We start from the raw sequence: 21,713 nt of genomic DNA on the forward strand, positions 1-21,713 counted from the left end.
GGTGAGTGTCCAGGAAGTCCCGGCCCGGGTGACCGCGCGTGTCGTACCGGTCAACGCCGCGGGGGAGTGTCTGCTCCTGCTCGGCACTGACCCGCTCGACGAGTGCCCGCCGTACTGGTTCACGGTCGGCGGCGGTGTCGAGCCGGGCGAGAGCCTGTACGACGCCGCGGTGCGCGAAGCAGATGAGGAGATCGGCCTCGGGCTCGACGCGCGAGACCTGATCGGCCCGTTCCACGTGGGCCGGCATCTCGGCCGCACGCGGCCCGTCGAGTCGCACTTCTTCGCCGTACGACGAGACGAGGTCGCCGTGTCCTTCGCTGGGCACCAGCCCGACGAGGACGGCTTCATCGTCGACTGGGGATGGCTGACCCCCGACGCACTGGCGGCCGATGCCCGCCTCACCAACCCGGCCCTTCCCGCGATCCTCGGGCAGGCCGTCCACGCAGCAGGAAGGACCCGATGAGCGGCACCAACGAGGGCAAGCTCTGGGGCGCCCGCTTCGCCGAGGGCCCGTCACCCGAGCTCGAGGCACTCTCCCGGTCCACGCACTTCGACTGGCGACTGACGCCCTACGACCTCGCTGGGTCACGCGCTCACGCCAACGCCCTGCACACCGCCGACTTGCTCACCGACGCCGACCACGCCGTGCTCTTGCGGGGCCTGGAGGCGCTGGGGGAGCGGTACGCCGCGGGCGAGCTGCGCCCCGACCCCTCGGACGAGGACGTCCACGGTGCCCTCGAGCGGCTGCTCCTCGACGAGGTCGGCGCCGAGGCCGGTGGCCGCATCCGTGCCGGCCGCAGCCGCAACGACCAGATCGCCACGCTCTTCCGGATGTTCCTGCGTGACCACGGCCGCGTCGTCGCCGGTCTGACGCTCGACCTGGCCGAAGCCCTCGCCCAGCAGGCGCACGCCCACCTCGACGTGATCATGCCGGGGCGCACCCACCTCCAGCACGCCCAGCCGGTGCTCCTGGCCCACCACCTCCTGGCCCATGCCTGGCCGCTCGTGCGCGATGTCGACCGGCTCCACGAGTGGGACGTCCGGGTAGCCGCCGACTCGCCGTACGGCGGGGGAGCGCTCGCGGGCAGCACCCTTGGCCTGGACCCGGAGGCGGTGGCCCACGAGCTCGGCTTCACCGGATCCGGGGCCAACTCGATCGACGGCACCGCGGCCCGCGACTTCGTGGCGGAGTTCGCGTTCGTGACGGCCATGATCGGCGTCGACGTGAGTCGCTTCGCCGAGGAGGTCATCCTCTGGTCGACCCGCGAGTTCGACTTCGTGACGCTGCACGACTCCTGGTCGACCGGCTCGAGCATCATGCCGCAGAAGAAGAACCCCGACGTCGCCGAGCTGGCCCGCGGCAAGGCCGGCCGGCTGATCGGCAACCTCGCCGGGCTGTTGGCCACCCTCAAGGGGCTGCCGCTCGCCTACAACCGCGACCTGCAGGAGGACAAGGAGCCGGTCTTCGACTCCGTCGACACCCTCGAGGTGCTGTTGCCCGCGTTCACCGGCATGGTCGCCACCCTGCGGTTCAACGCAGCCCGGATGGCCGAGCTCGCCCCCCAGGGCTTCTCGTTAGCCACCGACGTCGCGGAGTGGCTGGTCCGCCAGGGCACACCCTTCCGGGTCGCCCACGAGCTGGCCGGCGCCTGCGTACGTCGCTGCGAGGAGCTCGGCATCGAGCTCCACGAGCTGACGGACGAGCAGTTCGCCGACATCTCGCCCGAGCTGCGGCCCGAGGTGCGCGCCGTACTCACCGCAGAAGGCTCGGTTTCGGCTCGCTCCGGCCGCGGCGGTACGTCGCCGGTCCGCGTGCGCGAGCAGCTGGCCGAGCTGCAGGAGCGCGTCAAGGAAGCGCGTGCCCGACTCCAGTGACCTGCGTGCCCTCCTCGGCGGGCCCGTGCTCGAGGTGGCGCCACGCCTGCTCGGCGCGACACTGAGCCATGCGGGAGTCGCGGTCCGGCTGACGGAGGTGGAGGCGTACGCCGGGGCCGACGACCCCGGCTCGCACGCCTACCGGGGTCGGACAGAGCGCACCGCTGTCATGTTCGGTCCGCCCGGCCACCTCTACGTCTACTTCACCTACGGCATGCACCACTGCGCCAACGTGGTGTGCGGGCCCGAGGGCATCGCCTCGGCGGTGCTGCTCCGTGCCGGAGAGGTGGTCGAGGGCCTGGACGTTGCCCGAGTACGCCGCGGCTCGTCTCGTGACCGTGACCTGGCAAGGGGCCCGGCCCGGCTCGCCCAGGCACTCGGCATCGACCTGGAGTTGCGTGGCAGTGACCTCGTGGACGGCGAGGTGTGCCTTGCCCTGGCTGACGCGCCCCACCCCGAAAAGATTCTCACCGGTCCGAGGGTGGGCTTGCGCGGTGCCCCGGACCGGCCCTGGCGCTTCTGGCTGGCGGGGGAGCCGACGGTCTCGGCGTACCGGCCGGCGAAGTGGATCAGCGATCGCTGAACCCCACGCAGGCCGCTGACCTGCACGAACGCGTGAACGACCACCCCGATTTGCAAGGGCTCCCGAACCTCCTGCTAATGTTTCACCTGTCGCCGCAAGCGGCTCCCACACCGGCCGCAAGGTCAAAAAGTGAGGGGGCTCGCCCGCGCTGCGGCCGGTAGGTTCTTCTGGCTGGTCCGCGGGTCCGTTCAACTGAGTTGACGGGCCTCGTCCAAACCGGTAAGTTTCTGCAGGTTGTCCCGACACAAGGCCCGAGAGGGCGGCGGTCGGGTGCGTCTGATTCTTGAGAACTCAACAGTGTGTCATAGTCGACGAATTAGTTTGTTATGCCCTTCGGTTTTTTTGTTGGGTTTTGTTTTTTTCGGCAATGATTCTGGCGATAATGCTGGGGTTTGTTTGTCGGGAGCAAGTTTTCTACGGAGAGTTTGATCCTGGCTCAGGACGAACGCTGGCGGCGTGCTTAACACATGCAAGTCGAGCGGTAAGGCCCTTTCGGGGGTACACGAGCGGCGAACGGGTGAGTAACACGTGAGTAATCTGCCCTTCACTCAGGGATAACTTCCGGAAACGGTGGCTAATACCTGATATGACCGGTCCATGCATGTGGGTTGGTGGAAAGTTCTGGCGGTGAAGGATGTGCTCGCGGCCTATCAGCTTGATGGTGGGGTAATGGCCTACCATGGCTTCGACGGGTAGCCGGCCTGAGAGGGTGACCGGCCACACTGGGACTGAGACACGGCCCAGACTCCTACGGGAGGCAGCAGTGGGGAATATTGGACAATGGGCGAAAGCCTGATCCAGCAACGCCGCGTGAGGGATGACGGCCTTCGGGTTGTAAACCTCTTTCAGTATCGACGAAGCTGCATCTTTTTGGGTGTGGTGACGGTAGGTACAGAAGAAGCACCGGCCAACTACGTGCCAGCAGCCGCGGTAATACGTAGGGTGCGAGCGTTGTCCGGAATTATTGGGCGTAAAGGGCTCGTAGGCGGTTTGTCGCGTCGGGAGTGAAAACACTGGGCTTAACTCAGTGCTTGCTTCCGATACGGGCAGACTAGAGGTATGCAGGGGAGAACGGAATTCCTGGTGTAGCGGTGAAATGCGCAGATATCAGGAGGAACACCGGTGGCGAAGGCGGTTCTCTGGGCATTACCTGACGCTGAGGAGCGAAAGTGTGGGGAGCGAACAGGATTAGATACCCTGGTAGTCCACACCGTAAACGTTGGGCGCTAGGTGTGGGGCCTATTCCATGGGTTCCGTGCCGCAGCTAACGCATTAAGCGCCCCGCCTGGGGAGTACGGCCGCAAGGCTAAAACTCAAAGGAATTGACGGGGGCCCGCACAAGCGGCGGAGCATGCGGATTAATTCGATGCAACGCGAAGAACCTTACCTGGGTTTGACATACACCGGAAAGCTGCAGAGATGTGGCCCCTTTTGTCGGTGTACAGGTGGTGCATGGCTGTCGTCAGCTCGTGTCGTGAGATGTTGGGTTAAGTCCCGCAACGAGCGCAACCCTCGTTCTATGTTGCCAGCATGCCCTTCGGGGTGATGGGGACTCATAGGAGACTGCCGGGGTCAACTCGGAGGAAGGTGGGGATGACGTCAAGTCATCATGCCCCTTATGTCCAGGGCTTCACGCATGCTACAATGGCCGGTACAAAGGGCTGCGATGCTGTAAGGCGGAGCGAATCCCAAAAAGCCGGTCTCAGTTCGGATTGGGGTCTGCAACTCGACCCCATGAAGTCGGAGTCGCTAGTAATCGCAGATCAGCAACGCTGCGGTGAATACGTTCCCGGGCCTTGTACACACCGCCCGTCACGTCACGAAAGTCGGCAACACCCGAAGCCAGTGGCCCAACCCGTAAGGGAGGGAGCTGTCGAAGGTGGGGCTGGCGATTGGGACGAAGTCGTAACAAGGTAGCCGTACCGGAAGGTGCGGCTGGATCACCTCCTTTCTAAGGAGCACACGCCCCGACCCTCACCGTTCGTGTGGGGGCGCATGGTGGTGTTCACTAGTGGAATCGTCGATGAATCGCTTGGTCCCTTGGTGGGGTCGAGGTCCTCAGTACTATCCCCTCGTGGGTGTCTCTTCGGAGGCGCGGACGGGGTGGGTGTGGAACCTGGGTCTTGGTCTGGTTGGGGGGCGTGGGTGGTGGCACACTGTTGGGTCCTGAAGAATCAGGCATCCCCAGCCCGGTGACGGGTTCTCGGTGAAACGGGTTCTCGGTGACGGGTGGGGTGTGTGGTTTTTCGGTGTGAATGGTCCTCCTTTGTCCTGTGTTCGCCGGTTGGTGGGTGTGGGGGGTTGGTGGGGTTGTTGTTTGAGATCTGGATAGTGGACGCGAGCATCTGTCGTCACCGGTTTGATTGGCTGGTGGCGGCTGTAAGTATGTGTATCCCCTGCTCGACTCTTCATGTGGCTGGCCTGTTGTTTGGGTTGGTGGGTGTGGGGTGGTGTGGGGGTGCTGGTCTTTTGTAGTTGAGTTGTTTTGACGTTGTTGAGACAAGCTATGAAGGGCACATGGTGGATGCCTTGGCACCAAGAGCCGATGAAGGACGTAGGAGCCTGCGATAAGCCCTGGGGAGTTGGCAACCGAGCTGTGATCCGGGGGTGTCCGAATGGGGAAACCCAGCTGGAGTCATGTCCAGTTACCCTTGCCTGAACACATAGGGCGAGTGGAGGGAACGTGGGGAAGTGAAACATCTCAGTACCCACAGGAAGAGAAAACAATTGTGATTCCGAGAGTAGTGGCGAGCGAAATCGGATGAGGCCAAACCATGCTCATGTGATACCCGGCAGGGGTTGTGAGTGTGGGGTTGTGGGACGTGTCTTGTTGTTGCTGCCGCGATGACGCAGAGTAAGAAATCACGTGTGAAGTTGAAGTCGGTTGGAAAGCCGGGCCGTAGAGGGTGATAGCCCCGTAGACGTAAGTGCGTGACTCTGTTGATGTGTTCCCAAGTAACACGGAACCCCTGAAATTCCGTGTGAATCTGGCGGGACCACCCGTTAAGCCTAAATACTCCTTGGTGACCGATAGCGGACAAGTACCGTGAGGGAAAGGTGAAAAGTACCCCTGGCGGGGAGTGAAATAGTACCTGAAACCATGTGCCTACAATCCGTCGGAGCGAGAACTTGTTTCTTGTGACGGCGTGCCTTTTGAAGAATGAGCCTGCGAGTTTGCGTTGTGTTGCGAGGTTAACCCGTGTGGGGAAGCCGTAGCGAAAGCGAGTCCGAATAGGGCGTTTGAGTAGCGCGATCAAGACCCGAAGCGAAGTGATCTATCCATGGGCAGGTTGAAGCGCGGGTAAGACCGCGTGGAGGACCGAACCCACTTAGGTTGAAAACTGAGGGGATGACCTGTGGATAGGGGTGAAAGGCCAATCAAACTTCGTGATAGCTGGTTCTCCCCGAAATGCATTTAGGTGCAGCGTCGCGTGTTTCTTGCCGGAGGTAGAGCACTGGATAGCTAATGGGCCCTACAAGGTTACTGACGTTAGCCAAACTCCGAATGCCGGTAAGTGAGAGCGCGGCAGTGAGACTGCGGGGGATAAGCTCCGTAGTCGAGAGGGAAACAGCCCAGACCATCAGCTAAGGCCCCTAAGCGGTGACTAAGTGGAAAAGGATGTGGAGTCGCAGTGACAACCAGGAGGTTGGCTTGGAAGCAGCCACCCTTGAAAGAGTGCGTAATAGCTCACTGGTCAAGTGATTCCGCGCCGACAATGTAGCGGGGCTCAAGTCATCCGCCGAAGCTATGGCATTCACGCGTTAGCCCAGCATCGACTTGATCGGTGTTCAGGTGTGTGGATGGGTAGGGGAGCGTCGTGTCGCGAGTGAAGCAGCGGAGTGATCCAGTTGTGGACGCGACACGAGTGAGAATGCAGGCATGAGTAGCGAATCACATGCGAGAAACATGTGCGCCGAATGATCAAGGGTTCCAGGGTCAAGCTAATCTGCCCTGGGTAAGTCGGGACCTAAGGCGAGGCCGACAGGCGTAGTCGATGGACAACGGGTTGATATTCCCGTACCGGCAAAGTAGCGCCCATGACGAACCTGGTGATGCTAACCATCCGAAACTCATCGGACCGGACCCTTCGGGGCGAGGCTGGTGAGCGGAGCGTGGGACCCGAACTGGTAGTAGTCAAGCGATGGGGTGACGCAGGAAGGCAGTCCAACCACGGCGATGGTAGTCCGTGGCCAAGAGTGTAGGGCGAACGGTAGGCAAATCCGCCGTTCATGTGCCTGAGACTTGATGGGGACCCAATTGGGGAAGTGGATGATCCTATGCTGTCGAGAAAAACCTCTAGCGAGCTATGCGCCGCCCGTACCCCAAACCGACTCAGGTGATCAGGTAGAGAATACTAAGGCGATCGAGATAACCATGGTTAAGGAACTCGGCAAAATGCCCCCGTAACTTCGGGAGAAGGGGGGCCGGATCCGTTAACACCCTCGCGGTGTGAAGCGGTGAAGGCCGCAGAGACCAGGCCCAAGCGACTGTTTACTAAAAACACAGGTCCGTGCGAAGTTGTAAGACGATGTATACGGACTGACTCCTGCCCGGTGCTGGAAGGTTAAGGGGACCGGTTAGACCTTGAGTCGAAGCTGAGAACTTAAGCCCCAGTAAACGGCGGTGGTAACTATAACCATCCTAAGGTAGCGAAATTCCTTGTCGGGTAAGTTCCGACCTGCACGAATGGAGTAACGACTTGGGCGCTGTCTCAACCGTGGACTCGGCGAAATTGCACTACGAGTAAAGATGCTCGTTACGCGCGGCAGGACGGAAAGACCCCGGGACCTTTACTATAGTTTGGTATTGGTGTTTGGTTCGGCTTGTGTAGGATAGGTGGGAGACTGTGAAGCATTCACGCCAGTGAGTGTGGAGTCAACGTTGAAATACCACTCTGGTCGTACTAGATGTCTAACCTAGGTCCGTAATCCGGATCAGGGACAGTGCCTGATGGGTAGTTTAACTGGGGCGGTTGCCTCCTAAAATGTAACGGAGGCGCTCAAAGGTTCCCTCAGCCTGGTTGGCAATCAGGTTTCGAGTGTAAGTGCACAAGGGAGCTTGACTGTGAGACAGACATGTCGAGCAGGGACGAAAGTCGGAACTAGTGATCCGGCGCCAGCATGTGGAAGCGGCGTCGCTCAACGGATAAAAGGTACCCCGGGGATAACAGGCTGATCTTCCCCAAGAGTCCATATCGACGGGATGGTTTGGCACCTCGATGTCGGCTCGTCGCATCCTGGGGCTGGAGTAGGTCCCAAGGGTTGGGCTGTTCGCCCATTAAAGCGGCACGCGAGCTGGGTTTAGAACGTCGTGAGACAGTTCGGTCCCTATCCGCCGCGCGCGCAGGAAACTTGAGAAAGGCTGTCCCTAGTACGAGAGGACCGGGATGGACGAACCTCTGGTGTGCCAGTTGTCCCGCCAGGGGCACGGCTGGTTAGCTACGTTCGGAAGTGATAACCGCTGAATGCATCTAAGCGGGAAGCACGTTTCAAGATGAGGTTTCCCACCGGGTTAACCGGGTAAGGCCCCCAGCAGAACACTGGGTTGATAGGCCGGAGGTGTACAGCAGCAATGCCTAGCCGACCGGTACTAATAGGCCGAGGGCTTGTCCCAACACCGTACAAAACCACTCAAACACGAGTGACCACGTACATACCGCGCACCCAAGATGAACCGCGTCCACTAATCAGATCCCAAACCACAAAACCACACCCCAACAACCACGGGGTGAGCCATGGTTACACAAGTTTGGAACACCACAACACAACAAAACACCTGTGTGTCTGTGTTCCGCCAGAGTTACGGCGGCCATAGCGAAAGGGAAACACCCGGTCCCATACCGAACCCGGAAGTTAAGCCTTTCAGCGCCGATGGTACTGCAACCGAGAGGCTGTGGGAGAGTAGGACGCCGCCGGACATACACTCAGAAAGAGGGACTGTCTTCGGGCAGTCCCTCTTTCGCCATTTCGGATGTTCCTGTCGCGCGATGTGCATTGAGCAGTCCGCAAGTCATCCACAGCGCGGGCATTTCGACCGTTGTCCACAAGGCCCGTCGCCCGGGGCCGGATACGTCGGCGCCGACCGGGAGAACTGATCCCGGAGGTGGTCAAAATGGACCCAACGAACAAGCACTCGACAGCCGGCGATCCGGTGATGAACGAGGTGGCACTGCACGGTCGGCTCGCCGCTGAGCCCGAGGAGCGGGAGCTGCCGAGCGGAGACGTCATCTGGACTTTCCGGGTCATCGTCGAGAGACCACCGGGTGGCCGGAGCCGGCAGCGCGTCGACTCCTTGGAGTGCGTTGCCTGGTTGTCGCGCGTGCGGCGATCGGTCGCCACCTGGCGGGTGGGCGACCAGGTGGCCGTCGAGGGGGCGCTGCGGCGTCGCTTCTTCAGGAGTGGAGCGGCCACGGCATCCCGCGTCGAGGTCGAGGTCACCTCGGCGCGGATCATTCGTCGCGCAGTGACCTCATGAGCACGCCGACGTTCGGCTTCGGCTGGAACGATGTCGCCTTCTCGGGCAGGAGCCGGTCCTGCATCAGAATGCGTCCGACGAGGTCGAAGCCCGGCGCGGGGAGCAGCAGGGCCACGCCGCCGTCCTCGACCCCGGCAAGATCGCCTAGAGCCTCCTCGATGGAATGGTGATAGTGAGTCAACGTCGCCAGCGCGAGGTGCGGCAGGAGATCGTCGTGCAGGAGCTCGACCGCGGCCCGCCCATCGAGGCTCGGGAGGTCCAGGACGACCCAGCGGCCCCCGTCGGTGCCGACGATGGTTGAAGGCGCCAATGAGCCCAATGCGTCCTCGGCTGTGGTCTCGCGGAACGACAAGGCTGCGGCGCTGGTGGCCGCCTCGAGCCGGTCGAGGGTGAGGCCAGGCAGCACCCGGTGGATCGCTCCGAGGTGCAGGGGAGTGTCGTCCTGGTCGACCACCATCGCGAGTCCGCGGTCCCACGGGCTGCCAGGCTCACGCTCCTGCAGCCGCAGGTAGGCGGCGTAGCGGTGGTGCCCGTCAGCGACGAGCAGGGTGCTGGTCGCCATGCCGGCGTCGACGGCGGCGAGGTCGTCTGGGTCGGTGAGAGCCCAGATCCGGTGTCGTTGCAGGCCACGGTCGGTGTATGCGTGGTCGGGCGATCGGTCGAGCAGCCGGTGGATCAGCGCCCGCACTGCGGCGGGTCCGCGGTGCACGAGCAGGATGGGCGCCGGGTTCATCCGCATCTCGTACAGCCGCTCGGCTAGCTCGTCTGCCTGCCTGAGATGGATGCCCTCGTGCGGCAGCAGTGCCCGGTCATGGCGGCCGGTGGCTCGGGTCGACAGGTCGAGGGCGCCGACGAGGCCGCGCACGGTCATGCCGTCGGAGGTGTACTCGTGCAGGTAGATCGCGGGCTCTGCGTCATGGCGCACGTGGCCGCGGCGCTCCCACTCCTCGAGTCGGTCGGTGACCGCCCGGTAGGGTCGCGCGAAGGCACGTGCGGACGACGGATCTCCGACCCGGTCACCGCTCAGCTGCAAGGCTCGGAACGGATGGAGACGCAGCGGCTTCGCGGGCGACGGCGGTGTCACCACCGCCGCGCCGAGAAGTCCGCCTGAGTCCATCGGAGCATCGTAGGGGGCCGCGGTCATGCGGCACGGGAAGGGTGGCGATCCATGCTCGGACAGTCCGACGTCGCGTTGCACGAGGTCTACGACCTGGCCATGTTCGACCTTGACGGGGTCGTCTACGTCAGCGGCAAGGCCATCGACGGCGTACCCGAGCGGCTGGATCGGCTGGTGGCCGCGGGCGTGCACATTGCGTTCGTGACCAACAACGCGTCGCGGACCGCGGCCAAAGTGGCCGACAACCTGGTCAAGCTGGGCGTGCACGCATCAGCCGCAGATATCGTCACCTCGGCCCAGGCGGCGGCACGGGTGCTGCAGGAGCGTTTCGGCGAGGGAGCACGCATCCTGCTTCTCGGCGGGGCTGGCCTCGTCGGCGCGCTCGGCGACCTCGGGCTGGTGCCGGTGAGGGACCTCGAGGCTCCCGGGCTGTCCGCCATCGTCAGCGGCTACGGGCCGGACGTGATGTGGAAGGACGTCATGCGCGCCGCGGTGCTGATCCGTGACGGGCTGCCGTGGGTGGCCAGCAACACCGACATGACGATCCCGACGGCGTACGGGCTGGCACCCGGACACGGGGTGCTGGTCAAGACGCTTGCCGACTTCAGCGGCGTGTGGCCGACCGTGGCCGGGAAGCCGGAGCGACCGCTGCTGGACGAGACGATCCGCCGAGTCGGGGGTGAGCGACCTCTGATGGTGGGCGACCGACTCGACACCGACATCGAGGGCGCCCACAACGCTGGCATCGACTCCTTGCTCGTGATGACGGGCGTCACCGGCCTGGCCGAGTTGGTGAGCGCGACGCCGGAGGTGCGGCCGACGTACATCTCTCCAACAACTGAAGGCATCTTCGAGCCGCACCCGGTGGTCACGACCGTGGGCAGCGGGGCGGAGCTCGGCGGGTGGGTCGCACGGGCGACCGACGCGCGGCTGGAGGTGGAGGGTGACGGCTCGCCGAACGACTGGTGGCGGGTGGTGGCGGTCGCGGCGTGGCAGCACCTCGACGCCTCCGGCACACCAGCCGACACTTCGGCGCTGACCGTCCCCGGCGCCTGAGTTCGCCGGCGGCGTTGGGTAGCCTCTAGCACCATGAGCGAGCACGCGAACGAACCCGTCGAGGCAGCGTCCCCGGCGACGGGCGACCCGGCCGTGGACTCGGTGCTGGCGTCGCTGTCGGGCCTGGACGAAGCGCCCGTGGGAGAGCACGTTCCGGTGTTCGAGGCGGCTCACGAGCAGCTGCGCCGCGCGCTCGACGCCCGACCGGAGAGCTGACCAGCCGGTGCCACCACGACGGTTGCGGCTGGACCAGGAGCTGGTCCGCCGCGGTTTGGCCCGCTCGCGCGAGCACGCCAGTGAGCTGATCGCCGCCGGTCGGGTCAAGGTCGGCGGGTCGGTCGCCACCAAACCGGCCACCGGGATCACCACCGACGTGGCCCTGCTGGTGGCCGAGGATCCCGACCGCCCGGAGTACGCGTCGCGCGGCGGGCACAAGCTGTCCGGTGCGCTGGATGCGTTCGTAGCGCACGGACTCAAGGTGGCCGGCAAGCGGTGCCTCGACGCGGGTGCGTCGACGGGCGGCTTCACCGACGTACTGCTGAAGAGAGGCGCGCGCGAGGTCGTCGCAGTCGATGTCGGCTACGGCCAGCTCGTGTGGCGGCTGCAGACCGACGAGCGGGTGATCGTGCACGACCGCACCAACATCCGCGACCTCAGCCTCGAGCTCATCGGGGACCCGGTCGACCTGGTGGTGGGCGACCTGTCGTTCATCTCGCTCGCGCTCGTGCTGGACGCACTGTTCGGCGTGATGGCCGAGGGTGGCGAGCTGGCGCTGATGGTCAAGCCACAGTTCGAGGTCGGCAAGGACCGCGTCGGCAAGGGCGGGGTGGTGCGCGATCTGGGGCTGCGCGCCGAGGCTGTGCAGGGTGTCGCCGACGCGGCTGCCAAGCGTGGGTGGGGCGCCGTCGCGGTCGCGACGAGCCCGCTGCCGGGGCCTTCGGGCAACGTGGAGTTCTTCCTGCTGCTGCGCCGCGGCCCGGCCGAGATCGGCGCCAATGAGATCGGCGCCGAGGTCGAGCGAGCCGCGGGACTGGGGGTACCGGGTGAGAAGGTGGACCCGTGAACGCGACCGAAGCCGCTCAGCCACAGGTGCGACGCGTGCTGATGCTCGCGCACACGGGGCGTCAGGACGCCGTGGACGTGGCGCGGGCGTTCATCGCTGCCCTCACCGGTCACGGCATCATCGTCCGGTTGCTCAAGTCTGAGGCCGCCGATCTCGGCCTGGACCCGACGTCGTACGACCCGGCGCTGGAGTTCATCGGCAGCGAGCAGGACGCCGGCTGTGACTGCGAGGTGGCGCTCGTCATCGGTGGCGACGGCACGATCCTGCGGGCGGCCGAGATCACCCGCGCGACCGGCATTCCGCTGCTCGGGGTCAACCTGGGTCACGTGGGCTTCCTGGCCGAGGCGGAGTACGACGACGTCGAGTCGGTCATCGAGGCCCTGGTGCAGCAGCGCTACACGATCGAGGACCGGCTGACGATCGACGTCAACGTCTACCGCGACGGTGACCTGGTCGCGCGCACCTGGGCCCTCAACGAGGCCAGTGTCGAGAAGGCGGCTCGCCAGCGGATGCTCGAGGTCGTCGTCGAGATCGACGGTCGTCCGCTGTCGCGCTGGGGCTGTGACGGGGTCGTGTGCGCCACACCGACCGGCTCCACCGCCTACAACTTCTCGGCCGGCGGGCCGGTGGTGTGGCCCGGTGTCGAGGCCCTGCTGATGGTGCCGATCAGTGCGCACGCGCTCTTCGCACGACCGATGGTGGTGGCTCCGACGTCTGTGCTGGCCGTCGAGGTGCTGGCCCGCACGGAAGGGGTCGGCGTCTTGTGGTGCGACGGGCGGCGCACCGTCGACCTGCCGCCCGGTGCGCGTATCGAGGTCAGTCGCGGCACCACACCCGTGCGCCTGGTGCGATTGCACGAGGCGCCGTTCACCGACCGGTTGGTGGCGAAGTTCGGGCTCTCGGTCGAGGGCTGGCGAGGCGCCAGCAACCGGCGTCGGCGCAATGGCGACGGCGGCAGTGACGGGGACCTGGATGCTTGAGGAGATCCGGATCAGCTCGCTCGGGGTGATCGACTCCTCAACGCTCGAGCTCGGTCCCGGCCTGACGGTCATCACGGGTGAGACCGGAGCCGGCAAGACGATGGTGGTCACCGCGCTCGGGTTGCTGCTTGGCGGTCGCGCCGACACGGGCGCGGTGCGCAGTGGCGCCCGAGCCGCCCGGGTCGAGGGCGTGGTCACGGCCGACGCGCTGCCCGGGCTGGCCGACGCGGTGCGCGAAGCCGGGGGAGAGGTCGAGGACGGTCGCGTGGTGCTGGCCCGCAACATCTCCGCCGAGGGCCGTTCGCGAGCGTGGGTGGGTGGCGCCACGGTGCCCGCGTCGACACTCGCGGCCGTCGCGGAGCCACTGGTCGCCGTACACGGGCAGTCCGACCAGCACCGGCTGCTGCGCAGCCAGGCTCAGCGAGAAGCCCTCGACCGCTTCGGTGGCGCCAAGGTGCAGGCGCTGCTCGCCACCTGGGCCGACCTGCACGACCGGCTGTCGTCGAACGAACGCGAGCTCCAGGAAGTCGTCACCTCGGCACGCGAGCGCGCCCGCGAGGCCGACCAGCTCCGCTTCGGACTCGGCGAGATCGAGGCCGTCTCACCCGTGCCGGGCGAAGACTCGTCGCTCGCCGCGGAGGAGTCCCGTCTCGGGTTCGCCGACACCTTGCGCGAGGCCGCCGAGATCGCCCGCGAGGCCCTGTCGAGCGACCAGGACGCTACCGATGCGCTGGCAACGACGGCTGCCGCCCGAACGGCGCTCGCCAGCGTGGCCGACCACGACCCGGAGGCCGCCGGGCTGGCCGCGCGGATCGCCGACATCACCTACCTGCTCTCCGACGTCGCGGCCGACGTCGCGTCGTACGCCTCCCGCCTGGAGACCGACCCGGCGCGCCTCGCCTCGGTGAGCGAGCGGCGCGCTGCGCTGACCGCGTTGACACGCAAGTACGGAGACACGGTCGACGAGGTGCTCGCCTGGTCGAGCGAGGCCTCGACCCGGCTCCTCGACCTCGACGGCACCGACGAGCGGATCGAGGCCCTGCGAGCCGAGCGCGCCGAGCTGCGTACGGCGCTGGCGACGTCCGGAGTGGCGCTCTCGGCCGCGCGCACCAAAGCCGCGACGCGCCTCGGCGCCCAGGTCACCGAGGAGCTGACGCTGTTGGCCATGCCGCACGCAGCGGTCGAGATCGCCGTCACCCAGCACGAGCTCGGGAAGCCGGCCAACGACATGGCGGGCGGACCGCTGCTGGTCGGCAAGCGCTGGCTGCGCGCCACTGCCTCGGGGCTCGACGACGTGGAGTTCCTGCTGGCCGCCAACACGGGCGCCGACGCCCGCCCGCTGCACAAGGGAGCCTCGGGGGGTGAGCTCTCCCGGGTGATGCTGGCGCTGGAGGTGTCGCTGGCCGAGACCAGTCCGGTGCCGATCTTCGTCTTCGACGAGGTCGACTCCGGAGTGGGCGGCAAGGCGGCCATCGAGGTCGGGCGGCGACTGGCACAGCTGGCCCGCATCGCACAGGTCCTCGTCGTGACCCACCTGCCCCAGGTGGCGGCGTTCGCCGACACCCACGTGGTTGTCGCGAAGGCCAGCGACGGCAGCGTCACGACCTCCGGGCTCACGGTGCTGGGCACCGACGATCGCGAACGCGAACTCTCGCGGATGCTGGCCGGTCTCGAGGAGTCCGAGACGGCCCGGGCACACGCGCGTGAGCTGCTCGCGACCGCTCGCTCGGGCTGAATCCACCAGCACACATCGCCGCCACGCGCGGATCCCGCACCTGCGCGGTTCGACCCGGGTCGGCTGACACGATTGTCCGGCCATGAAGATGCCTTCCCGATCCCGTCAGACCGTCACCCTGCCCGGCCTCCGCGGCACCGCACGCGTGGACCGGCGTACGCGCACCCTGTTGCCGCGGCTGCGCTCCGGAGACGTCGCCGTGATCGACCAGGTCGATCTCGATCGGGCCACGGCCCAGGCGTTGGTCGACGCCGACGTGATCGCCGTACTCAACGCGTCGCCGATGATCTCTGGCCGATATCCGAACCTCGGGCCAGATGTGCTGGCCCGCGCCGGCATCATGATGGTGGACCAGATCGGCGCTGCCGCGCTGAGCGTGATCCGGGACGGCGCTGTGCTGCGGCTCCACGACGGCGGGGTGTACGTCGACGACGACGAGGTCGCGTCCGGACGACTCGTCGACGAGCTGACCGTTCAGGAGGAGCTGACGGCCGCCCGGAGCGGGTTGGTGGCCCAGCTCGACAGCTTCACCCACAACAGCACGGAGTTCCTGCGCCGTGAGCAGGACCTGCTGCTGCACGGCACCGTCATCCCGCGACCGGCCACCACAATCGCAGACCGTCCGGTGGTCGTGGTGGTGCCCGGCGACGACCACGCCGTGGAGCTCGCCGGCGTGAAGCGGTTCATCAAGGAGCAGGACCCGGTGCTCATCGGCGTCGACACCGGCGCTGACGCCCTGCTCGAGGCCGGCCACAAGCCCGACATCATCGTGGTCTCCGGTCGCCGCGGCGAGGACGACGGCCCCTCGGCGAAGGCGCTGCGCGTCGCGCGTGACGTGGTGGTGCAGGTCGATCGGGGAGCCGCCCGCACGGCCACCGACCGCTGGGAGCGGCTCGGGGTGCGCCCGCTGCGGTTCGAGAGCGGCGCGACCACCGAGGACGCTGCACTCCTGCTGGCCGACTCGGGGCATGCCTCGGTGATCATCGGGGTTGGCATGCACGCCACGCTCGACGAGTTCCTCGACCGGCAACGCACCGGCCTCGCCAGCACCTACCTCACCCGCCTCAAGGTCGGACCGCGCCTCGTGGACGCGACTGCGGTGCCGACCCTGTACTCCGGCCGGGTGCGGCCGCGGCACGTCTTCTGGGTGCTGTTCGCCGGTCTGGTCGCCGTGGCGGCCGCCATCGGTACCACCCCCGTCGGCCAGGAATGGGCCGACGTACTGCTGGCGCAAGCCGGCGACCTGATCGACTACCTGCAAGGACTCCGATCGTGATCACCCTGCGTCACCACATCGTCTCGCTCGTCGCGATCTTCCTGGCCCTCGCCGTTGGCGTGGTCCTAGGCGGTGGCCCTCTCTCCGAGGTCGGCCGTGCCGACGGCAAGGCCGCGGCGCCGGATGCCCGTCTCGAGACCGCCGCGCAGGCTGCCCAGCGGCGCGCCGACTTCGGTGACGCGTTCGCCGGCGGCGTCGCAGGCACGGTGTACGCCGGGCGGCTGGTCGACCGGTCAGTGGCCGTGGTGACGCTGCCGGGGGCCGACCCCGATATGGTCGCCAGCCTCTCGGAGCAGATCGGCGTGGCCGGAGGCGCGGTTGCCGGCACCTACGCCGTCGGCGAGACGCTGGTCGGCACGGGGGAGAAGTCGCTGGTCGACACGCTCGGCAGCCAGCTGATGACCCAACAGCCCGAGGGCGCTGTCAGCGCCGAGGCGACGACGTACGACCGCATGGGCGAGCTGATCGGCCTGGCCGTCGCGAGCACCAAGCCCGAAGGACAGGGCGGCGACGGCAAGGCCGCCGCGATCTTGGAAGGCCTCGCCGGAGCTGATCTGCTCAGTGGGCCGAAGGAGCAGGCTCGTCGGGCGCCGCTCGTGCTGGTCGTGGTCGGCGACGAGCCCGCGGCCGATGGCGGCGACACGATCCTGGCCGGCCTGGTGGCCGGCCTGGACCGCCAGGCAGCCGGAGTGGTGGTGGCCGGAGACCTCGCTGACGGGCCCGGTCAGATCGGTCGGTTGCGCACCGCCGGCACGCAGGCGGCGACCGTTGACGGCATCGACTCTCCCGCCGGCCGGGTGGCCGCGGTGGTGGCGCTGGCCCGTTCCCTGACGACTCCGGGAGGTGCGTTCGGGGCGTCGGGTTCGGACGGAGCCCTCCCACTCGGGTAGGCTCGAACTCCGTGAAGAACCCGACGCCCACCAAGCACGTATTTGTCACCGGAGGCGTCGCCTCCTCACTCGGCAAGGGCCTCACGGCTTCCAGCCTGGGGAACCTCCTGAAGTCCCGCGGTCTCCGCGTGACCATGCAGAAGCTGGATCCCTATCTGAACGTGGATCCGGGCACGATGAACCCGTTCCAGCACGGCGAGGTCTTCGTGACCGACGACGGCGCGGAGACCGACCTCGACATCGGTCACTACGAGCGGTTCCTCGACACGGAGCTCAACCAGATCGCCAACGTGACGACCGGTCAGGTCTACTCGGCGGTGATCGCGAAGGAGCGCCGCGGCGACTACCTCGGTGACACGGTGCAGGTGATCCCGCACATCACCAACGAGATCAAGGACCGCATCCTCGCGATGGGCACCAGCGGGACGGGCAAGCCGTTCGACGTGGTCATCACCGAGATCGGCGGGACCGTCGGTGACATCGAGTCGCTGCCCTTCCTCGAGGCCGCCCGCCAGACCCGGCACGAGATCGGCCGCGAGAACTGCTTCTTCATCCACGTCTCCCTGGTGCCCTTCATCGGCCCCTCGGGGGAGCTGAAGACCAAGCCGACCCAGCACTCGGTCGCGGCGCTGCGCTCGATCGGCATCCAGCCCGACGCCATCGTGTGCCGCGCCGACCGCGAGCTGCCCGACAGCATCAAGCGCAAGATCTCGCTGATGTGTGACGTCGACGAGGAGGCCGTGGTCACCGCGGCCGACGCGCCCTCGATCTACGACATACCGAAGGTGCTGCACCGCGAAGGCCTCGACGCGTACGTCGTCCGCCGCCTCGACCTGCCGTTCCGCGACGTCGACTGGACCGTCTGGGACGACCTGCTCCGCCGCGTGCACCACCCGAAGGAGGAGGTCACCGTCGCCCTGGTCGGTAAGTACATCGACCTGCCCGACGCGTACCTCTCCGTCGCCGAGGCGCTGCGCGCCGGCGGCTTCGCCCACGAGGCGAAGGTGCAGCTGCGCTGGATCGCCTCCGACGAGTGCGAGACCCCGGCGGGCGCCAACCGCCACCTGCACGACGTCGACGCCGTACTCGTGCCGGGCGGCTTCGGCGTGCGCGGCATCGAGGGCAAGCTGGGCGCGCTTCACTACGCGCGCACCCACGGAATTCCGACGCTCGGCATCTGCCTGGGCCTGCAATGCATGGTCATCGAGTACGCCCGCAACGAGGCCGGTCTCCAGAAGGCCGGCTCCACCGAGTTCGATCCCGACACCGTCGAGCCGGTCGTCTCGACGATCGAGGAGCAGAAGAAGTTCGTCCAGGGCGCGGGCGACCTGGGCGGCACCATGCGCCTCGGCCTCCAGCCGGCCGCGCTGACCGAGGGCAGCGTGGTGCGCGCGGCGTACGGCGAGGCCATCGCGCACGAACGCCACCGGCACCGCTACGAGTTCAACGACGCCTACCGCGAGCAGCTCGAGAAGGCCGGGCTGGTCTTCTCAGGTGTCAACCCAGACCTTGGCCTGGTGGAGTTCGTCGAGCTGCCGAAGGACGTGCACCCCTACTACGTCGCCACCCAGGCTCACCCCGAGCTGCGCTCACGGCCGACCCGGCCGCACCCGCTGTTCGCGGGGCTGATCGGGGCGGCCATCGAGCGGCAGCGCGAGCTGCGCTTCCCCATCGACGAGTCGGGCCTGCGACGCGCCGACGAGGACGACTAAGCCTGACAGGTCATACTTTCGTCACCCCGGAAGCGACCCTTGGGCTATGTCGGGCGCCGCGATTGGTGCCGCAGGATGACGACGTGACCACCTCATCAGCGACTCCCATTCGTACGGCGCGCCCGGAAGCGCCGGCGCCCGCGTGGGCGGTCCGGGTCGCTCACCTGATGCCCCTGATCCCGCTCCCCTCAACGGTGTGGCGGCTGCTGCTGGTGCTTGGCGTACCGGCCGGAATGTCCGCACACGGAATCGAGACGCTGGCGCCGCATGGCGAGGGAGCCGTCTACCTGGTGGATCCTGCCGCACCCCGACCTGAGCGCCACCGGGGGCACGGCTATCGGCCTGGTCTACCTGCCCCTCGTGGCCTGGGCGCCGTTGCTGGCCATGCTCACGATCTCCTTCGGGCGCCGCACCCACCCGGCGTGAGGCGCTACCCGGAGTCGGCGCGAGCTCAAACGGCGCGAGCCCGTAGCTGCCGGGCCAGCGCGTCGGTGCCCATCAACAGCTTCGCGCGGGCGAAGGCCGGCAGGTCGGGGTCCTCGGCCAGCTCGCGGGCCCTGGCGAGGAACTCGTCGTCGGCGGCCGCGGCCGGAAACATCGACGCCATGATCGAGCCCAGCTCGAGCAGTCCGCCGGCGCCGAGGTCGGTGACCTCGTCGAGGTAGCGCTGTGCGAACGGGGCGAGCACGTCGTCTTGACCGGGGCGCCAGAAGTACGTCGCCAGCGCGATGAGCGGCAGGCCGACGTGCACGGAGCGCTCGCGGAACACGGCGTCCCACACCTGCTGCTTGGCATCGGGGTCGGGCCGCGCGGCGATGACTCCGAGGGCGCGCACGCCGGACTCCGGGTCGGGGTCGCGGTCGCCCAGCGCCTCGACGGCTGCCTCGTCGTACGTCCCGAGCTCGGCGAGGCGGGCGAGCACCCGCCAGGCCAGGTCGACGTTGTCCTCGGCAGCCTCGTCGAGGATCGCGAAGTGCGCGTCGGTGCTCGCGGAGGCGGCCAGTGCGTTGAGTGACTGGGCCCGCAGGTCGGGTACGTCGACCAGGCCGGTGAGCACATTGGCGAGTGCCAGCTTCAGCGACTCGACCTGTGCCGTGGGCGCCCACTGGTCGATGGCGACGCGGAGCAGACCGAGTGCCGGCTCGACGATGGCCGGTGAGCGTTCGGCCTCGAGCACGCGCTGGCCCAGCGCGACGTAGTCGGTGACGGCCAGCTCGCCCTTGAACACCATGTCCTGGGCGGTGGCCAGTGCGACCGCGCGGGCGATCGGGGTGGGCAGGGCGCCGGCACGCTCGAACAGCACCTGCTGCGACGCCGCATCGGTGCGTACGGCGGCAAAGGTGAGGTCGTCGTCGTTGAGCAGGTGCAGGTCGGCACCGGGCAGGTCGACCGAGATGGCGGTGCCGTCGGAGGAGACACTCAGGCTGCCCGACGACACGAGGCGCTCACCGTCGACGGAGTAGGAGCCGATCGTGAACGTGTGCGGCCGCGGCGTGCCCTCGGGTGCCACGATCTCGAGCCGGTCACCGTCGTCACCGCGTACCAGCGTGATCGTGTCGGTGCCCGCACGGTCGAGCCAGTCGATGGTCCACTCGCCGAGGTCGCGCCCGGCGGCCCGGCCGAAGGCATCCATCAGGTCGGCGAGCCTGGTGTTGCTCCAGGCGTGCTTGCCGAAGTAGTCGCGCAGCCCCTCGACGAAGGCGTCCTCGCCGATGGTGGCCGCCAGCTGCTTGAGCACGCTCTCGCCCTTCGCGTAGGTGATTGCGTCGAAGGTGGCCATGGCAGCCGACACGTCGGCCACCTCGCCACGGATCGGGTGGCTGGCCGGGCCCATGTCGAGGCGGTAGGCGTCGAGCTTGCGGGTGGTGAGGAACCCGGCCCACGCGTCGTTGAACTCGCTGACGGCGGTGGCCGCCCAGGTCGACGCCCACGACGCGAAGGCCTCGTTGAGCCACAGGTCGTCCCACCAGCGCATGGTGACCATGTCGCCGAACCACATGTGCGCCATCTCGTGCAGCAGCACCATCGCGCGCTGGCCGCGCTGCGCGTAGGTCGGCAGGCTTCGGTAGAGGACGGCGTCGGTCCACGTGACGCACCCCCAGTTCTCCATGGCACCGCCCATGTTGGGCACGAACACCTGGTCGTACCGCTCCTGCGGGAACGGCAGGGCGAAGCGCTCGCCGAAGAACGCCAGCCCCTTCTCCGTGAGGTCGAAGAGCTCCTCGGCGTCGCGCTCGAGGAACAGCGCCGTCGACTGGCGGCTGTAGAGACCGAGGTCGTGACCGCCGACCTGGCGGCGGAGCTCGTGGAACGGGCCGGCATTGATGACCACGACGTACGTCGAGAGCGGGGGAGTGTCGAGGAACGACCACGTGCGGCCGTCGCCGTCGGCGGAATCGACGACGCCGTCGGGGCCACTGTTGGAGAGGACGGTCCAGGTCTCGGGCGCGGTGACGGTGAAGGCGTGCGGTGCCTTCAGGTCGGGCTGGTCGAAGCAGGCCCAGGCGCGGCGGGCGTCGTCGCACTCGAAGCTGGTCCAGACGTAGACGAGCTTGTCGGAGGTGTCGACGGTGCGCAGGATTCCGGCGCCGTGCCCGGTGTCGGCCTGGGTGGCGGTGACCACGAGCACGTTGCGGGCTGCCAGGTCGGGTAGCGGGAGCCGACCGCCCTCGGCGGTGGCGAGATCGAGCGCGACGCCGTTGAGCGTGGCTTCGGAGATCTCGGCCACGCAGTCGACGAACGTTGCCGCACCGGGCGTCGTACACGTGAAGGTGACCGTGGAGGTGGACGCCCAGACGGGACCTTCGTACAGGCCTCGCAGGTCGACCGCGATGTCATACCTCTCGACACTGATCAGGGCGGCGCGCTCGGCTGCTTCGCGCTGGGTCAGGCTGGTCGGGACATTGGTGCCGTGGGTCATCCCCTGACCGTATAGCCCGGGTGTGCTGGCG

15 protein-coding genes and 3 rRNA genes are annotated in these 21,713 nt (G+C 67.0%); 16 read left to right on the top strand and 2 right to left on the bottom strand.

Going from position 1 to position 21,713, the window contains the following annotated elements; translation table 11 throughout:
• Nucleotide 1 precedes the first annotated feature (1 nt).
• From H4Q84_RS00680 to H4Q84_RS00710, 7 genes are all read left to right on the top strand, one after another.
• Nucleotides 2-463: an NUDIX domain-containing protein gene (locus tag H4Q84_RS00680; protein WP_248581518.1), complete on the top strand. Its 462-nt coding sequence runs from the start codon at nucleotides 2-4 to the stop codon at nucleotides 461-463.
• Nucleotides 460-1,875: an argininosuccinate lyase gene (gene argH, locus H4Q84_RS00685; protein WP_248581519.1), complete on the top strand. Its 1,416-nt coding sequence runs from the start codon at nucleotides 460-462 to the stop codon at nucleotides 1,873-1,875. The genes H4Q84_RS00680 and argH overlap by 4 nt, the downstream gene beginning before the upstream one ends.
• Nucleotides 1,859-2,458 (top strand): DNA-3-methyladenine glycosylase, encoded by a 600-nt coding sequence (locus tag H4Q84_RS00690; RefSeq protein ID WP_248581520.1) that lies wholly within the window; start codon nucleotides 1,859-1,861, stop codon nucleotides 2,456-2,458. Before argH ends, H4Q84_RS00690 begins: the two co-directional genes overlap by 17 nt.
• Nucleotides 2,459-2,871: 413 nt before the next feature.
• A 16S ribosomal RNA gene (locus tag H4Q84_RS00695) occupies nucleotides 2,872-4,409 on the top strand.
• Nucleotides 4,410-4,955: 546 nt separating this feature from the next.
• Nucleotides 4,956-8,072: ribosomal RNA gene (locus H4Q84_RS00700) — 23S ribosomal RNA — on the top strand.
• A 187-nt stretch (nucleotides 8,073-8,259) separates the two neighbouring features.
• Nucleotides 8,260-8,376, top strand: a 5S ribosomal RNA gene (gene rrf, locus H4Q84_RS00705).
• Together the 16S, 23S and 5S rRNA genes form the textbook arrangement of a ribosomal RNA operon.
• 194 nt (nucleotides 8,377-8,570) lie before the next feature.
• Nucleotides 8,571-8,933, top strand: a complete 363-nt coding sequence (locus H4Q84_RS00710) for a single-stranded DNA-binding protein (RefSeq protein WP_248581521.1) — start codon at nucleotides 8,571-8,573, stop codon at nucleotides 8,931-8,933.
• Here H4Q84_RS00710 and H4Q84_RS00715 read toward each other — a convergent pair.
• A complete protein-coding gene (locus H4Q84_RS00715) occupies nucleotides 8,908-10,050 on the bottom strand; it encodes a DUF1015 family protein (protein WP_248581522.1) in 1,143 nt (380 codons plus the stop codon). The two genes, H4Q84_RS00710 and H4Q84_RS00715, sit on opposite strands and share 26 nt — an antisense overlap.
• A 51-nt stretch (nucleotides 10,051-10,101) precedes the next feature.
• On the opposite strand from H4Q84_RS00715, the gene H4Q84_RS00720 reads away from it, so the two are divergent.
• The 9 genes from H4Q84_RS00720 (at nucleotide 10,102) to H4Q84_RS00760 (ending at nucleotide 19,188) form a co-directional block, all read left to right on the top strand.
• On the top strand, nucleotides 10,102-11,106 hold the full coding sequence (locus tag H4Q84_RS00720; RefSeq protein WP_248581523.1) for an HAD-IIA family hydrolase: 1,005 nt from the start codon (nucleotides 10,102-10,104) through the stop codon (nucleotides 11,104-11,106).
• 33 nt (nucleotides 11,107-11,139) lie between these two features.
• A complete protein-coding gene (locus H4Q84_RS00725) occupies nucleotides 11,140-11,322 on the top strand; it encodes a hypothetical protein (RefSeq protein ID WP_248581524.1) in 183 nt (60 codons plus the stop codon).
• Nucleotides 11,323-11,329: 7 nt separating this feature from the next.
• Nucleotides 11,330-12,169: a TlyA family RNA methyltransferase gene (locus H4Q84_RS00730; protein WP_248581525.1), complete on the top strand. Its 840-nt coding sequence runs from the start codon at nucleotides 11,330-11,332 to the stop codon at nucleotides 12,167-12,169.
• The gene (locus tag H4Q84_RS00735; RefSeq protein ID WP_282580296.1) at nucleotides 12,166-13,149 is read left to right on the top strand and encodes an NAD kinase; all 984 of its coding nucleotides are present in this window, start codon (nucleotides 12,166-12,168) and stop codon (nucleotides 13,147-13,149) included. The genes H4Q84_RS00730 and H4Q84_RS00735 overlap by 4 nt, the downstream gene beginning before the upstream one ends.
• Entirely contained in the window at nucleotides 13,142-14,884 is a 1,743-nt protein-coding gene (gene recN / locus H4Q84_RS00740; protein WP_248581526.1) for a DNA repair protein RecN, read from the top strand. Before H4Q84_RS00735 ends, recN begins: the two co-directional genes overlap by 8 nt.
• An 82-nt stretch (nucleotides 14,885-14,966) precedes the next feature.
• Nucleotides 14,967-16,160 (top strand): putative cytokinetic ring protein SteA, encoded by a 1,194-nt coding sequence (gene steA, locus H4Q84_RS00745; protein WP_248581527.1) that lies wholly within the window; start codon nucleotides 14,967-14,969, stop codon nucleotides 16,158-16,160.
• Complete coding sequence (locus H4Q84_RS00750; protein WP_248581528.1) at nucleotides 16,157-17,050, top strand: copper transporter; 894 nt, start codon at nucleotides 16,157-16,159, stop codon at nucleotides 17,048-17,050. Before steA ends, H4Q84_RS00750 begins: the two co-directional genes overlap by 4 nt.
• 11 nt (nucleotides 17,051-17,061) lie before the next feature.
• Nucleotides 17,062-18,762: a CTP synthase gene (locus H4Q84_RS00755; protein WP_248581529.1), complete on the top strand. Its 1,701-nt coding sequence runs from the start codon at nucleotides 17,062-17,064 to the stop codon at nucleotides 18,760-18,762.
• 267 nt (nucleotides 18,763-19,029) lie between these two features.
• On the top strand, nucleotides 19,030-19,188 hold the full coding sequence (locus tag H4Q84_RS00760; RefSeq protein ID WP_248581530.1) for a hypothetical protein: 159 nt from the start codon (nucleotides 19,030-19,032) through the stop codon (nucleotides 19,186-19,188).
• Between the two features lie 25 nt (nucleotides 19,189-19,213).
• On the opposite strand, the gene pepN is transcribed toward H4Q84_RS00760, so the two are convergent.
• Complete coding sequence (gene pepN / locus H4Q84_RS00765; protein ID WP_248581531.1) at nucleotides 19,214-21,682, bottom strand: aminopeptidase N; 2,469 nt, start codon at nucleotides 21,680-21,682, stop codon at nucleotides 19,214-19,216.
• Nucleotides 21,683-21,713: the final 31 nt, after the last annotated feature.

It is taken from the genome of Nocardioides sp. InS609-2, assembly GCF_023208195.1.
GTDB lineage: Bacteria > Actinomycetota > Actinomycetes > Propionibacteriales > Nocardioidaceae > Nocardioides.